Raw genomic sequence first — 15441 nt, 5'->3', positions numbered from 1 at the left:
CATGCTCTTCCCTCCGCTCGGGCAGGCCCTCGGCGGCGGTGGCGACTCATCAGGCACCGCGCGACGTCGTGGCATCGGCAGCAACGACTACTTCGACAGGTACGTCGCCTTCGGTGTCCCGGACGACGACCTGTCGGAAACCGCATTCACCAGGGGCCTCGACCAGCTGGCGGACGGACCCCCGGGGCCAGAGGTAGCCGAACTTCTTCTGCGGCTGGAGAACGACACCCAGCGCATCGGCCGGCGCATCAGACAACGGCTGGACGCCGGCACGCCGGTGCCTTCCACCGCGCTGCTGCTCGAGCTCGCTGACCGCTACGGCTCGCTGACCGCACAAGCCGAGGGCTTCCTCAGAGCCGACATGAGCGCGCGCTTCCTCGCACAAGACCTCTTCCGCAATCTCCCAGCCGACGCACGAGCAGACGTCCTGCACCGCATGGCCGCCACCCCACAGGGGACCATGCTCGCCAGCCGGGTCCTGTACGACACCACCGAGCCCAGCAGCACCGCACCCGCCTTCGCCCAGGAAGGCGACACCTGGGTCCAGGAAGCCCGCACCAGCCTCGTAGCGCGACTGCGCGAGCACCTGACAACGCCCGGACCACGCCCCACCGACCAGCTCACCGACTCTGATGTCGACCTCATCTGGAACTGGCGCCACATCGACCACGCAACCGCCCGGGCCTGGATCCGTCAACGCCTCGACGACGGTACCTGGCAACTCCTGCCGCTACTCACCAAGATCGTCCGCCCGCCCCGCACCCCATGGGGCGCAGTCGACGCCGACACCCTGGCAAACCTCGACGCCCTGATCGACCGAGCCGAGGTCTACACCGTCCTCGACCAGACACAAACCACCCCCGACCCAGACCAGGCACGGCTCCTCGAAGGACTCCGCCACGCCCGCGACCGCGGGCGCACCGAAACAATCCAACAACCCACCAGCGGCCCAGCAGAAATGACCAACGACCAAGACACCTGACAACCCAGCCAACTGACAGAGAACCCGCTGGCCACACGATCACAGAAGCAGCCCAACCACCCAGCTAAGGAGACGGTGCGCTACCCGAGCAGCAACCACCTAACTGAACAGCACAGGCCACAACCCCGGCCCCTGATCACGGGTGTGTCCAGTGACTGGTGTATCTGATGTTGTGTGAGTTACCGGCGGCTGATGGAGAGTCGGCCGTCGAAGGCGATTTCGACGTAGCCAGGGCGTCCGTGCCGCCCAGGACGAACGCGGCGATCGTCTCGTTGACCGCCATCGCGTGCTGGGCACCTGTGCGCCCGGCGCCCCGGGCCGTCGATCCCATCTCCGAGCGGAACAGGCCCAGCACCTGCCCGGCCGCCTCCAGCCCGGCCGTACCCTCCAGCCGCCACGTCTTGTGCCCGGTCTTCGTGTTGCCGTCCGAGGCGACCAGGTTGTGCAGGGCGAGGTCCCGCAGGCCTTGGCGGATCACCGTGTTCGACGCCGCGCCGGGGCGCAGCAGGCGCTGGAGCTGGTCGGCGGTGGCGACCTTGAGGACGCCGAGCGCGCCGAGGACGTCGGATCGCAGCGGGGCGGTCGAGCCGTTCGGCCAGAGCCTGCCGCGCCGGTAGGCGGTGCGGCCCGGCCGGGATCGCCAGCCCAGCCTGTCCGGCTCGGCCGGTGCGGCCGGATCGGCGGCGTGCTCCTGGCCGTCGGTGTCGTGCGCGCTGTCGTGCGGCTGGGCGGGGCGCTGCGGGGTGCTCACGGGCTTCTCCCAGGGTCGGCGGTGAACTGCTCTGCTCCGAGGGATATCCCGCCGCTCCGACAGCCGCCAGCCACTTTTCCACCCCATCCCACCGCCCGGCCCGAAAGGGCCCGCGCCGCGCGCCACTCTCCCCATTCCGCGCGGACGGCATCAGCCGGACGCAGGAAATAGAAAGCCCACCGCAGGTGCCGAACCCAACTGACCAACCGACAACTACAACAGCAACTACAACAGCCAAAGCAGAAAGACGGGAAAGAAGGGTCGTCAGGACTGGGGAACGGCCCCGATCCGGGCCCTGAACTGCCGGTTCTCCCACCTTGGAGGCGAAGTGCCCGGTAGGGGCAGTGGGAGGGGAGACGGCAGGGGCGGCGGTAGCGCACCGTCAAACTAACCGGGGTCTCCAAGGTACCGGTGAGTTTCCTTGGAGGGCCATCAAGGAAACTCACCGCCACCTTGATGGCCTATCAACGCAGGTCAGAGCAGGTCTTCCAAGGTTTCTCACCAAAGGTTGGACGGGACGGGATGGCGGACCAGTTTTCGGACCGGTTAGAACCCTGGGCACCTTGGAACGGGTCGTTATGCAATCGTTATATCTTGGATCCCTTGATGGTGAGAAATCCGGTGAGTTTCGTGGGGTTTCATCTCTCCAGCACGGGAGCGGCCCGTGCTGGAGATCCGAGGAGTGCATCCGTGAACGGGGAACTGGAGACCGACCACGACGTCCTGGTGACGCTCGCCCGCTTTTCCCTGGCCACCGCCGAACAGCTCCACCAACTGCACGGCGGGCAGGCCGGAATCAAGCAGACCCAGAAACGCATGGACCGCCTCCACACCGAGGGCCTGGCGGAATTCGTCACCCTGCCGCAGGCCGGACGCGCGAAGGCCTGGCACCTCACCGAGGCCGGCTCCGCCGTCACCGCGACCTTCCCCGCCGCCCGCCGCCCGGACCTGGTCGCCGCGCCCGAGCAGACAGCCCTGCGGTACGGCCGCGGCCACCTCCTCGCCCTCGGCCAGATCCACTGCGCGTTCGTCACCGACGCCCGCGCCCGGGGAGAGGGCTGCGGCCCGCTCGACCTGGTCCCCGCCCCCGAGCACCCCACCGACCCGGCGGCCCCGGCCGGACCGGCGTACCGGCCCGCCGCCGAACTCGCCTACACCGCCACCATCGACGGCCGCCGCCGGCGGCTGCGCGCCTTCATCGAGCTCCACGACCCCAGCACAGGCATCGAGCAGACCGCCGAGCAGCTGGCCGCCTGTGCCCGGCTCTGGCACCAGCCCGGCCCCGGTGGCACCGGCTGGGCACGGGAGCGCCGCTGGCGGCCGTTCCCGGCCCTGCTGGTCGTCCTGACCGGCACCCGGGCCGCCGAGGGCGAGAGGGTGGTGGAGGACCTGCTGCTGGCCGCCGAGGAGAACCCGGCCACCCCCGACTGCTGGCCGCCCTCCCGGCCGGCGCCGCCCGCCTCGAGGACCTCATCGAGCACGGACCCGCCGCCCCCGTCTGGTACCCACTCTCGAACGAAGGCCGGCCGCCGTGCGGCTGGACCGAGCTGTAGGGGGCCCTAGCGTTATCGCAGGGTTGAACACTTCGTTCTGCCAGCACAGAACAAAAGCGCAGGGCCGAAGAGGGCACCAAGGTTCCTCCCCGGCCCTCACCAATGCATTGACCTGCGGTTTTTTTACCTGGTCTCCAAGGTATCCGGGGCCAGCGCCGCTCGGCCTCACGCACCCAGACCCGCAGCGTCTCGTGGTTGACGCCCAGGTCCCTGGCCACCGCGGCGTACGTACGCCCCGGGCTCGCGCGGTACAGCGCGACGGCATCAGCCCGGAACTCAGCGGTGTACTCCGACGTCCCCAACGGGAACTCCTGTCCTATGGATCTTCACAATCCCTTGGTCAGGGTGTCCTCGATCAAGGGGAAACGCGCCCCAAGATGCACTAGGGCCTTGGCAAGCGGCATCCACTGCCCGGTCGGGTCGCCGCAGTCCAGCACTGGCCTGCGATGTCGAAGTGAGACCCCGGCCACGGAATCACACTTTCGAGTGGATCCGTGGCCGGGGTCTCGCCGCCAGGCGCGCGGGCCTGTTCCTGGTGGGTGCAGGCCCGCGGGGACTGTACGAAAAGAAGCTGACACTCCCAGCGGACCCCGCTGGCGGGCGCACAGCCGCCAGCGGGGTCAGGTCTTCTCTCGGATCAGCGTTGCCGCACCCTGAACCGGGGCCCTTGCGGTTGATCACGTACACCCTCGACCACGGGTCAGTTCCGTACAGTCCCAACTGCGGCCCTGAGCGTGCTCGATTGGGCCTGACATGGAGTGCTGCGGGCCTGCCCCGGGGTGGGTGCAGGCCCGCGGGTGGGTGGGTGTCAGCTGGTGTAGAGGTTGGTGACCTGTGCGGTGGTGAGGGGGTAGGGGTAGGTGCGGACGTCGCTGACTGATCCGCTGGCCTGGTTGTCGGCGGCGTAGTTGTTGGTGGCGCAGGCGCCGATGCTGACCTGGCCGGTGGCGTTCCAGGGGGTGGGGTTGGTGTCGGAGCCGGCGTACTGGCCGTTGACGTAGAGCGTCATGGCTTTGGTGTCGGCGTCGAAGGTGGCCACCAGGTGGGTCCAGGTGTTCAGTTGGGGCGCGGTGGTGGCGTTGGCGTGGTGGTAGATGCCGGTCCCGTAGTCGTCAGTGCCGGGTGCGACGAAGGCCCAGGCGTTGTAGGCCTTGGAGTACTGGAGGTAGTAGGCGCCGCGTTGATTGCCGTTCTGGGTGACGAAGGTCTGGAAGGTGTCGGTGTTGGTGAGCTTGACCCAGGCGGAGACGGAGTAGCTCTTGGTGGTGTCGAGCGAGGGTTCGGCGGTTTTGAAGTAGGTGCCGTTGAGGTTGGCTGCGCTGTCAGTGGTGTTCTTGTGGTCGGTGGTCCAGCTGAGGGCGCCGATGGGACGGGCCTTGTTGGTGCCGGAGCTGTCTGATAGCTGGGTACCGTCGAAGCCGGTCTTGTTGAGGGGCCACTGGTCGGCGCCGTTGCTGGTGGTCAGGACGGTGCCGGCGTAGTTGATCCACTCCCAGCCAGGGGCGGTGGTGGTGCCGGTGCGCCTGCCGGTCCAGGTCTGGATGTCGCCGGCTTGGGTGATGGCCCACATGGTGGAGCTGCCGCTGCCGGTGAGGTCGCCGTCGGATCCGATCCTGGGCCAGGTGGTGTAGTCGACGAGGCCGATCTTGACGCTGGTGGCGATGCCGGTGATGACGGGGTAGGTGCTGGTCTCGCCGAACGGGTCGCTGACGGTGTCGCTGCCCTGGGTGAAGGTGTAGGCCCACACTTCCTGGGTGGTTCGGTTGCGTGCCCAGATGCCGGGGTGCCCCTGTCCGGCCCAGTCTCCGGCGGAGATGAGGTCGACGTTCTTCCAGCCCGCCGGGGAGATCTTGATGGGGTTGCCGAAGGTGTATTCGTCGGGGGCGGGGTAATACCAAAGGGCGCCGTCACCTGCGGGGTTGGTCTCGACTGTGAGCAGGCCGGTGCGGTTTTTGAACTTGTTGCCGGCGTCGAGGTTGGTTGTCGAGGGGTCGCCGAGTGCCGCGATGCTGGCTGTTGTTGACCAGTCGGTGGCGAAGTACCCGATGCAGTCCGTGCCAGAGATGGTTGCGTTGCACGTGCTGGGCTTGCTGAGGGAGATGGAGCTGTCGAGGAGTCCGGTGATGCCGGAGTTCCCGGGATTTTTGTAGAGCTTCAGTGTGGGGTCGCCGTCCTTGTGGGCGATGGCTTCGTCAACGTTGGTGCCGCCGTGCAGGCTGCCGCGGTGGGTGATGCGGTAGTCGGGTCCCCATGATGTGCCGTTCGGGGCGCTGGTGGCCTTGGCCGCGAGGTTGGTGGTGGCGCTGGTGGCGTTGGGGTTGCCGGGGATGGTGTAGGCGCGGAGGTTGCCGACGGAGTCGGCGGCGAGGATGTCGGGGGTGCTGTCGCCGGTGATGTCTCCGAAGACCGGGGCCTTGCCGTTGGGGTTCCAGGGGACGTAGAAGGCGTACTGACCGGCGGGAGAGAGGTTGCCTGCCTTGTCCTGGGCCTGGACGTAGAGGATGTTGGTGCCCCACCGGGTGGGGGTGACCGGGATCTGGCTGGTGGGCATGGAGGTCCCGCACTGCCAGGCCGCACCCGCGAGCTGGGGGTCGAGGCTCCAGCGCAGGCAGGCGAGTCCGGAGGCGCCGAGTCCGCTGGGGTTCGGGTCGGTGGTGCCGGTGATGGGGATGTTTCCGGTCTTGCCCACGGTGAGCGTGGTGACCTGGCCGTTGCCGGAGGGGGGGAACTGGGTGTTCAGGTCGCTCGCCGTTGCCGGGAAGGACACCGTCGGGGGCGTCAGGTCGGCCTTGAAGTGGCAGGTCGCCGTTGGGGGCGACCAGTCCACCATCTGGTCACCCGCGAAGATTTTGAAGCCGTAGGCATGGCCGTCCTGAATCGCACCGGCCTTGACCTTCCACGAAGCGGTGGTACCGCTGCCCACCAGAGCTGACCAGCCGCCGTCGACGTCGGGGGCGCCGGGGAGGTTGTAGTCCCAGATGTGGGTCCAGGAGTAGAGCTGGGCCTGGACGGGGCTGGAGACGGTGGCGTCCAGGGAGATCGCGCCGGCCTGCTGCGAACCTGCGCCGACCCACGCCCAAGCGCTGGAATCGCTGCTGTCACAGGCCTGGTAGCCATCGGGCGAGGGCGCGATGCGCGGCGCGGGCGAGGCAGCAGGGTTGGTGGGCTGGTTCGGGATGCGGTCGTACTCGATGTACAGCGACGGCTGGTAGGTGAAGCGCTTGAACGCGTTCTGGTTGCTCTCGTTGCCGAAGAGGCCGAAGGTGAGCTGGCCGTTGTTGACGTAGGTCTGGAGCGTGCCGGTGACGTTGTACTGGAACGGCACGTTGTTGTAGCAGTTGGCGTGGCCGGAGCCGGGAACGGTCTGCTGGCCGAGTGAGCCGCCGACCTTCCCGGGCTGGTTGCCCCACCTGGTGCCGCTGCCGATGGCACCGGTGAGGAACAGGTCCAAGGGGTACTTGTTGGTGCAGGACCAGTCCGCGGAGACGTACTCCTCGAGGTTCATCGTCGCGTAGTGGACGACCGCACCCCTGAGCGCGTTGATGTCGTACTGGTAGAACGTGCGGTACGTGTCGGTGGGACTGCAGCTGCCGCCGGCCGCGTAGTAGCCGCAGATGCCGACCCCGGGGTGGTCCTGGTCGTTGCTGCCGGTGCGCTGCCAGTTGTTGGCGTCGGTGTGTGCGGACTGGACCCAGGTCCAGGCGTTCGCCGAAGGGCCCCAGGGGATCCAGGCGGGGTCGATGAAGTACGGGGCCGTGCCGTGGTTGAGCAGATCCTGCGAGGGGGTCAGGCTCAGGCCGGCCGCGTCCGTGGTGACCGGCATCGTGGCGGTCTTCGAGTTCGCGCCGGGGCCATCCGCGGTGCTGACCGTCGCCGCCTTCGGGGTGGTGCTGCTGCTCGTGGCGCCGTCGGTCGGGCTCTGGGCGAGCATCCGAGGAGACGATGCGGTGGTCTTCGCAGCAGCAGCGGTGCTGCTGTCCCACATCTGCGGGGCCGGGGCCGTCCAGCGGGGCTTGCCGTCGGAAGCCGTGGCGGTCAGGTTGCCCGCCTGGTCGGCGCTGACCGTGACGCCGTCCAGCGCGGTCCCAAATCGGAGGGTCTTCAGCTGAGGACTGGACGCCGCGGCCTGGGTCTTGACCACGAACACAGTGGTCAGACCGCCGAGCTTCGTGGCGGTGACCTTCAGGTCCACGTCCGGCACGACGTTCGCGTACACCAGGCCGTCGCCGTCGGTGTCCACCGTCGGGGCGGGCAGTGGGAACGGGGCCGTCAGGGATAGCTTCTTGCCGTCCGCGCTGGCCATCGTCGCCAGCGGTCCGTCGCCGCCCTTGGACATCCTCAGACCCGAGGCGGAGGACTTCGGCGAGTACGTACCGTCCGTGTTCGCGGCGAGCGTCGCATCGAGCGCCACCCAGGCACTCCCGCGCCTCACGCGCTGCTGGTCGGGATGCGAGGTGAACGCCAGATGCCCGCCCGGGGTGGCCGCTGTCTCGGTGAACTCACTTGTCAGTGAGTCGATGACGACGTTCTGCCCGGTGGTCTTCGCCTTCGCGAGCGCCTGGTCCGCCTCCGCCGCCGGAGGCTGCTGCTTGGCACGCTCGGCGTCCACCGCTGCGATCTCACTCGACGACGGCATCGGGATCGAATCAGCGGCGAACGCGACAGGGGCAGTCAGGCTGAGGGCGACGGCGAAGGCCCCGCCGACCGCCATCAGGCGTTGAGCGGCTGGGCCGCGGCGGCGTCTGGTCACGGTGAGAAACTCCGATGCTGAGGAAACCGCAAGTGCGTTTGCACAGAGGTTGACAGCACGCTCACCCATATCAGTTGATCTTCACAATCTGAAACACCGTCACGTAGTCCGGTTTACGGTATTGACCGATGGTATGCGGCCCATGTGATATGAATCACTGCCTGGTCGTCCAAGGGGACCTTGACCTGCACATGTGCGTCATTGGTAGGCTCCCGCAGTTATTCTCATGATCATTTATGTCGGATTCTGAATCCGGCTGACTGGGGGATTTCTCCGTGTCATCAAAACCCACATCGAGTCGCTGGCGAACCATGCCACCGCGGCAAGGCAGAAATCTTGCCCTTGCCGTCGTGGCGGGCGTCGTCACATCACTGCTCGCTCCGGTGTCGGTGGCCGCCGCGGCCGGCCCGGACTACTCCCGCAAGTGGTCGCCCTCGAACACGGCATTGCCGAAAACCGCCTCCGTCGCGGGCAAGAGCATCGGCAGCATTCCGGTGACGGTGCCCAGCCACCCGGTGCCGCCCACCTGGCAGCCGCCGAAGAGTGCGCGGCTGGCCCCCAAGGGCCACGCCGAAGTCCGCATCGGCACAGTCCCCGCTGCCGCGCAGGCCCGGAGCACGGAGCAGAGTGCACAGGCCGGCCCCGAAGCCAGCGCCGCCGGTCTTCCCCTCTCACTCGCCCCGCTCGCCGGATCACCTGTCACCGACCAGGTGGTCCAGGTCGACGTAGTCGACCCGAAGGCCGCGACCGCCGCGGGCATCCCCGGACCGGTCCTGAAGCTCTCCCGCGACGGCGCCAAGGCCGCCGGCCAGATCCGCCTCACTCTCGACACCAGCACACTCGCCGAGAGCTACGGAGCGAACTGGGCCGCACGTGCCCATCTCGTGAGCCTGCCCGCTTGCTCACTCACCACCCCTGAGGTCGCAGGCTGCCTCCAGCAGAGTCCCGTGCCGTCTCACTACGACGCGGCCGCCAAGAAGCTCGTCGCCGACGTGACCCTCCCCGGAGACGACGGCACGGCCCAGACTCGAATCCAGTCCCTGTCCGCCGTCGCTCCCGCAGCGCCGGTATCCCAGCAGGGCACGGTCCTTGCGGCCGTGCCCGGATCCTCCTCCGGCGCGGGCACCTACTCGGCAACACCGTTGAATATCTCCCAGGCATGGTCGGCCGGATCGTCCTCGGGTGCATTCACCTACTCCTCCCCGATCCAGGTACCGCCCTCCCTCGGCAGCCAGGCACCCGCTGTTGCCTTGTCCTACGACTCCTCGTCCGTGGACGGCAAGACGTCCGCCACCAACGCCCAGGCGTCATGGATCGGTGACGGCTGGGATTACACCACCGGCTTCGTCGAACGCTCCTACCGGCCCTGCTCGAAGGCTGGCATCACCGGCTCCGGCGACCAGTGCTGGGCCGGAGCGAACCTGACGCTCTCTCTCGCTGGCCACTCCGGCGAACTCGTCCCCGACGACGCCTCCTGCCAAGCAGGCGCGCCCGCGGCGATGGAGCAGTCGAACTGCACATGGCGGCTCAAGGGCGACGACGGCAGCAAGGTCCAGTTCCTCACCGGTGCCACCAACGGCACCTGGAACGGCTCCTACATCAAGGTCACCGACACTGTCGGAACCGTCTACTACTTCGGCCTCGCCCACCTGCCCGACGCCTCCGGCAACCCGTCCGCCAAGGGCCCGGACTCGGGCTCTGCCTGGACCGTCCCGGTGTACTCGCCCAACAGTGGTGACCCGTGCTACGACGCAGCCAAGGGCAATGCGTCCTGGTGTCAGACGGCCTGGCGCTGGAACCTCGACTACGTTCTGGACCCGCACGGCAACCTCACCACCTACACCTACAACCCCGAGGCGAACTTCTACGCCCGAGGCGGCGGCCAGAACAGCGGCACCGGCGTCAACAGCTCCTACACCCGCGGCGGCGTCCTCGCCTCCATCGGCTACGGCCAGCTTCTGAGCGACCAGATCGCCGCCAACGGCACCTACAGCCCCGCCGCGAAGATCGAATTCGCCAGCGAAGAGCGCTGCGTCACCTCGACCACCGCCTGCAACCCGGCCAACCGCACCCCGGCCAACGCCGCGAACTGGCCCGACGTCCCCATCGACCAGCAGTGCGACCAAAGCGGCACCTGCACCAAGAGCGGGCCCACGTACTGGACCAGCAAGTGGCTGGCGAACATCACCACCAAGGTCCGCTACAACGGCGCTTACCAGGACGTCGACGCCTACGCGCTCACCCACCGCTTCGTCAACGTCGTCAACACCACCGAAAGCACCCAGGTCCCCTGGCTCGCGTCGATCCAGCGCACCGGCAAAGACACCCAAGCCTCCGCCACCCAGGTAACCCTGCCCCCGGTCACCTTCACCGAGATGCTGTTGCGCAACCGGGTCGACGGCACCAACCTGGTGCCCTCCCGCCCCGACTACAACCGGCCCCGCATCCAGCTGATCACCACCGAGACCGGCAGCACCATCGGCGTCGACTACAACCCCGCCGACTGCTCCCGCGTCAACAACATCATGCCGACCTCGGCGGACAGCAACACCCGGTCCTGCTACAACGTCAAATGGCATGTCCCGAACGAGCAGCCCAACGCCGACCCGGTCGACGACTGGTTCCTGCGCTACTCGGTCAACACCGTCACCGTGAACCCGAACACCCCGGGCGCGACGGCCATGACCACTGCTTACTCGTACGGCAATGCCGCCTGGCACCGCAACGACTCGCCCTTCACCGATGCGAAGGACCGCACCTGGGATGACTTCCGTGGCTACGCGAGCGTGACCACGACCGCGGGCAGCGGCAGCGACGGGCCCAAGTCGCAGAAGAGCGTCACCTATTACCAGGGCATGGACGGTGACATTCTCGCCGATGGCACAACGCGCAGCGCGAAGGTCGCGGGACCGATGAGCGGCCAGGTCACCGACTCCAGCTGGTTGTCCGGCGGGGTACTGGAGGACGACACCTACGACCAGGCCGGCGGCACGATCATCGCCTCCAGGGTCGGCACGACCTCCGGCCCTGTCAAACAGACGGCCACCCATGACCGCACCGGCTTGCCCGCCCTGATTGCCCGCTACGGCGCGACGACCTCGGTATCGACAGTAAAGTCCCTCACGGCTGACAAATCATGGCGCACCAGCACCACAACCACGACCAGTGACCCAGCGCAGAACAATCGCACGCTGACGTCCCTCTCCACCGCCGATGCAACCCCTGACATCTGCCATCGCACAACCTACGCTGTCGGCCCCGACCCCCAGATCACCGCTCTAATTTCGCAGCAGACGACTGTCAGCGGCACGAATGCGTGCACGGCGGCCGCGACCGAGCAGAACACCCTGTCGTGGACACGCGTCTACTACGACGGCAAGGCGCTCGACCAGGCTGGCGCCAAGGCCGAGCCGACGTCCAGCGAGAGCGTCGAAGGCTTCAACGGGACAAGCTCCAACTTCACGGTGAACTCGACCTTCACCTACGACAAGTACGGGCAGGTCCTCACCGTCACCGATCCCAAGGTGACCGACAACGCCCACACGGGCGGAGCGGTGGTCGCCACTAGCTACTCCGCGCCCCAAGCGGGTGAGCTGCCCACCAGCCTCACCGTGACCCGCCCGGCACCTGCCGGAGCGAGCGACCAGGCAACCGGTCGGAGCACGGTCACCACCCTCGACAGCGCCCGAGCCTTGCCCAAGACCGAAACCGACCCGAACAATCGTGCCACCAACGTCTCCTACGACGCACTGGGACGGACCACCGGCGTGTGGCTGGCCGGCCGCGCGACAGGCCTGTCGCCCAACACCGCCTACGCCTACGCCATCCCGGGTGTCGTCGGCGGCAAGGTAGTTCCGCCCAGTACGACGACGACGGCCCTGGTGGGTGTGGGCACCGGGGACACCTACAGCTCGGTGAGCTCGACGCAGATCATGGACGGCCTTGGTCGGGTCATCCAGACCCAGTCCACCCCCGCGGTCTGGGCCTACAACACCGGCCGGATCCTCACGGACACCGCCTACGACTCCCTCGGCCGCGTCATCCGCTCTAACGGCAGCTGGTACAACAACACCTCGGCGCCAAACACAACGCTCTACCAGACAACGACCGCGCAGGCTCCGAACCAGACGCATACTGCCTACGACGGCCTCGGCCGGCCGACCACAACCGAGTTCGTGGCGTTCGGAGTGGTCCAGGGCAAGACCACCACCGCCTACCCCGGCTCCGACCGCACCGATGTGTCCCCGCCCTCCGGGTCGACCCCCATCTCCACGGTCACCGATGCTCGCGGCCGTACTGCACAGATGTGGCAGTACAAAACCCCCACGGCCACCGGCAACGCCACTGACGCCGACGTCACCACCCTCACGTACACCCCCGCTGGACAGCCAGCGACCCGCAAGGATGCGGCCGGCAACACCTGGTCCTACTCCTACGACGTACGCGGCCGGAAGGTCTCGGCGACAGATCCGGACACTGGCACCACCACCACACGCTACGACAGCTCCGGCCGGGTCGGCTCGGTGACCGACTCCCGCAGCAAGAGCACCACCTTCGCCTACGACCTGCTGGGTCGTACCACCGCCACCTACGACGGCATGGCGGCCGACTCAGCCAAGCAGCTGACCGCACGCACCTACGACACCGTGCTCAAGGGACAGCCCTCCTCCTCCACCCGGTACGTGGGCGGAGCGACCGGGAAGGCCTACACCAAGGCCGTACTCACCTACGACACGGCGTACCACCCGACCAAGACGACGCAGACCATCCCGGGTTCGGAGATCGGCTCCGCCACGCCGTTCACCTACACCTACCAGGCGGCCTACGACCCGGTCACCGGCCTGCTCAAGGCCGACAACCGCTCAGCCGTCGGCAACATCGCCAGCGAGACCGTCAACTACAGCTACGAGACCTGGGGCACCCTTCAGTCCTTCGGCACCTCCGGCACTTCCTACGACCTGTCGAACGACTACGACGCCTACGGCAGATCGATCCGCACCACCGTCAACCCATGGGGCACGCAGATCGTCGTCACCAACACCTACGACGAGTCCACCGGCCGGCCCCTGTCCCAGTTCGTCGACAAGCAGACCGCCGCGACCGGCGCAGTCCAGCAGATGACCTACGCCTACGACGCCTCCGGCCGCATCACGGCCCTGCGCAACATCCCCGACAACGATCCCGCCAAGACCGACCTGCAGTGCTTCAGCTACGACTACCTCAGCCGCCTCACCACCGCATGGTCCGACACCGGCCAACTCGCCATGGCTCCCCAGCCCGCCGTCGGAGGAAAGGGCGCCTGCGCCAACACCACCCCCACCAGCGGCGCCGTCGCACCCGCGACGAACACGGTTGGCGGCGGCACCCCGTACTGGCAGGACTACACCTACGACCTGACCGGCAACCGCAGAACCTTCACCCAGCACAGCCCGGCCAGCGGAAGCACCCAGGACGCCGTCACGACCCAGACGTTCACCGCTCCCGGCACCGGCAACACCGGCAACGGAAACGGCGGGCCGCACGCCCTCACCAGCCTGGAAACCACGGTAAACGGCAGCACCACCGCCTACGCCACCAACAGCTACGACCAGGCCGGGAACACCACGGCCCAGTACACCTACGCAGCCGGCACCACCGACCTGACCTGGAGCACCGAAGGAAAGCTCGACACCTACCGGCCGACCGTCCAGATCCAGGGCATCGCCGGCAAGTGCCTCGCCATGCAAGGGGGAAGCAGCGCCAATAGCACCCCCGCCGAGATCGCGAACTGCGACGCAACCAGCGGCCAGAAGTTCGCCACCGGCGGCAACAAACTCAAGGTCTTCGGCGCCTGCCTGACCGCCATGGGCACCGCCGCAGGCTCCGCGATCCAGCTGCAGCCCTGCACCGGCGCCACCTCACAGACCTGGACGACGCGCGACGACGGCACAATCGCCAACGCCGCCGCCAACCTGTGCCTGGCAGTCCCCGGCGACGTCACCACCAACGGAACCGACGTCCTCCTGGCCGCCTGCGGGACAACCGTCCCCGCCGGCCAGAAATGGACCGTCCCCGACCAGTCCACCACCTACGTCTACGACGCCGACGGCAACCAGCTCATCCGCCACAACCCCGGCAAAACCACCATCACCCTCGGGAACGACGAACTCACCTACACCACCACCACCCCCACAAGCACCACCGGCACCCGCTACTACCAGATGCCCGGCGGCCTCACCCTCATCCGCCAAGGCACCACCTCCACCTGGCAGATCAACGACCACCACGGCACCGGGAACCTCGCCCTCGACGCCACCACCCTCACCGAAACCCGCCGCCCCACCGACCCCTTCGGCAACCCCCGCGGCACCCAACCCACCGGATGGGCCGGCACCCACGGCTACGTCGGCGGAACCAAGGACGACACCACCGGCCTCACCAACCTCGGCGCCCGCCAATACCAACCCACAACTGGCCGCTTCATCAACCCCGACCCCATCCTCGACCCAGCCGATCCCCAGCAATGGAACGGCTACGCCTACAGCAACAACAACCCCGTCAACCTCAGCGACCCCTCAGGGCTGCGCCCCGACGGGACATGTGGCGGAACGGGACAATGCCAGACCCCTGAAGGCCAAATTGTCAAAGAAACCTGGTCTCTGGGTGATGGCGGGGCATGGGATGTCGAGATCAAGAAGACAGAGAAAGCCGTTCTCCCGGGCGGGATTCAAATAAGCACAACCCCAAACTTTGGAAAGCTCCGAGAGAAGACCAACAAAAATCTGAAGCTTCTCCAAAAGAATAATCACCGCTTTGGCGAGGATGCCGTCGATGATCACCATCAGTATGTTGCAGCTGCCCTAAATGCATGCTTCGCCATCAAGGAATGCAAAGACTCCAGCACATACAACGACCTCTATGGCAAACTGCTGGACTGGCAACTGGAGAACATCCCACTGCTGGGCACTGGCGATGTGTCATTCGGAGCATCCGCAGTCGGAAAGGGCCTGGCATCCAAAGCCGCCAGCAAGCTGGCATCCAAAGGCTCAAATCCAGCCAGTGGAGCCGCACCTGAGCCAGCGCCGGCCAACGGGCTCGCGCTTCCGTCCAAGCTGCCAGCAGGAGTGGGCTCCGACTGGACGAAAACGCCAACTAGGAATAATGACGGTTGGATCTGGACGGCCCCCTCTTATTGGAAGGGCAGGGTCACGGAGGTCCGAATCATGGACCCCGGCGCCGACCCTCGTTACCCGAATGGATATGTCCGCTTCCGGGACGCCAAAAATGACCACTATCTCGATTTGGATGGAAAGCCCGGAGGTAATTCGACAACTCACTTCGCAATAGACGAGAGCGGGTATTACTCTCTTCCTATGGGATCTTTGCCATAGACGAGAGCGGGTATCATTCTCTTCCTGTAGGATCT

Annotated in this window: 4 protein-coding genes and 2 pseudogenes; 3 read left to right on the top strand and 3 right to left on the bottom strand. The window is 67.0% G+C overall.

Features of this window, described 5'->3' with window-relative positions; genetic code table 11:
• Positions 1-982, top strand: a pseudogene (locus tag F4556_RS37370) (hypothetical protein); the annotation flags it as partial.
• A 136-nt stretch (positions 983-1118) separates the two neighbouring features.
• Here F4556_RS37370 and F4556_RS37365 read toward each other — a convergent pair.
• Positions 1119-1733 carry a replication-relaxation family protein gene (locus tag F4556_RS37365; protein WP_184925968.1) on the bottom strand — a complete coding sequence of 205 codons (615 nt, stop codon included), beginning with the start codon at positions 1731-1733 and terminating at the stop codon, positions 1119-1121.
• Positions 1734-2423: 690 nt separating this feature from the next.
• Here F4556_RS37365 and F4556_RS37360 point away from each other — a divergent pair.
• Positions 2424-3296, top strand: coding sequence for a replication-relaxation family protein (locus tag F4556_RS37360; RefSeq protein WP_184925964.1), 873 nt, complete (start codon positions 2424-2426; stop codon positions 3294-3296).
• Positions 3297-3456: 160 nt separating this feature from the next.
• On the opposite strand, the pseudogene F4556_RS37355 reads toward F4556_RS37360, so the two are convergent.
• Positions 3457-3588, bottom strand: a pseudogene (locus F4556_RS37355) (transposase); the annotation flags it as partial.
• A gap of 506 nt (positions 3589-4094) precedes the next feature.
• Positions 4095-8036: a LamG domain-containing protein gene (locus tag F4556_RS39660; protein ID WP_184925961.1), complete on the bottom strand. Its 3942-nt coding sequence runs from the start codon at positions 8034-8036 to the stop codon at positions 4095-4097.
• A gap of 350 nt (positions 8037-8386) precedes the next feature.
• Between F4556_RS39660 and F4556_RS37345 the strand changes: the two genes are divergently transcribed.
• A complete protein-coding gene (locus F4556_RS37345; RefSeq protein ID WP_184925958.1) occupies positions 8387-15406 on the top strand; it encodes an RHS repeat-associated core domain-containing protein in 7020 nt (2339 codons plus the stop codon).
• The last annotated feature ends 35 nt before the right edge of the window (positions 15407-15441 follow it).

This window comes from Kitasatospora gansuensis (genome assembly GCF_014203705.1).
GTDB lineage: Bacteria > Actinomycetota > Actinomycetes > Streptomycetales > Streptomycetaceae > Kitasatospora > Kitasatospora gansuensis.
The sequence above is the reverse complement of the archived record's forward strand: the minus strand, read 5'-3'. Positions and strand labels throughout refer to the sequence as shown.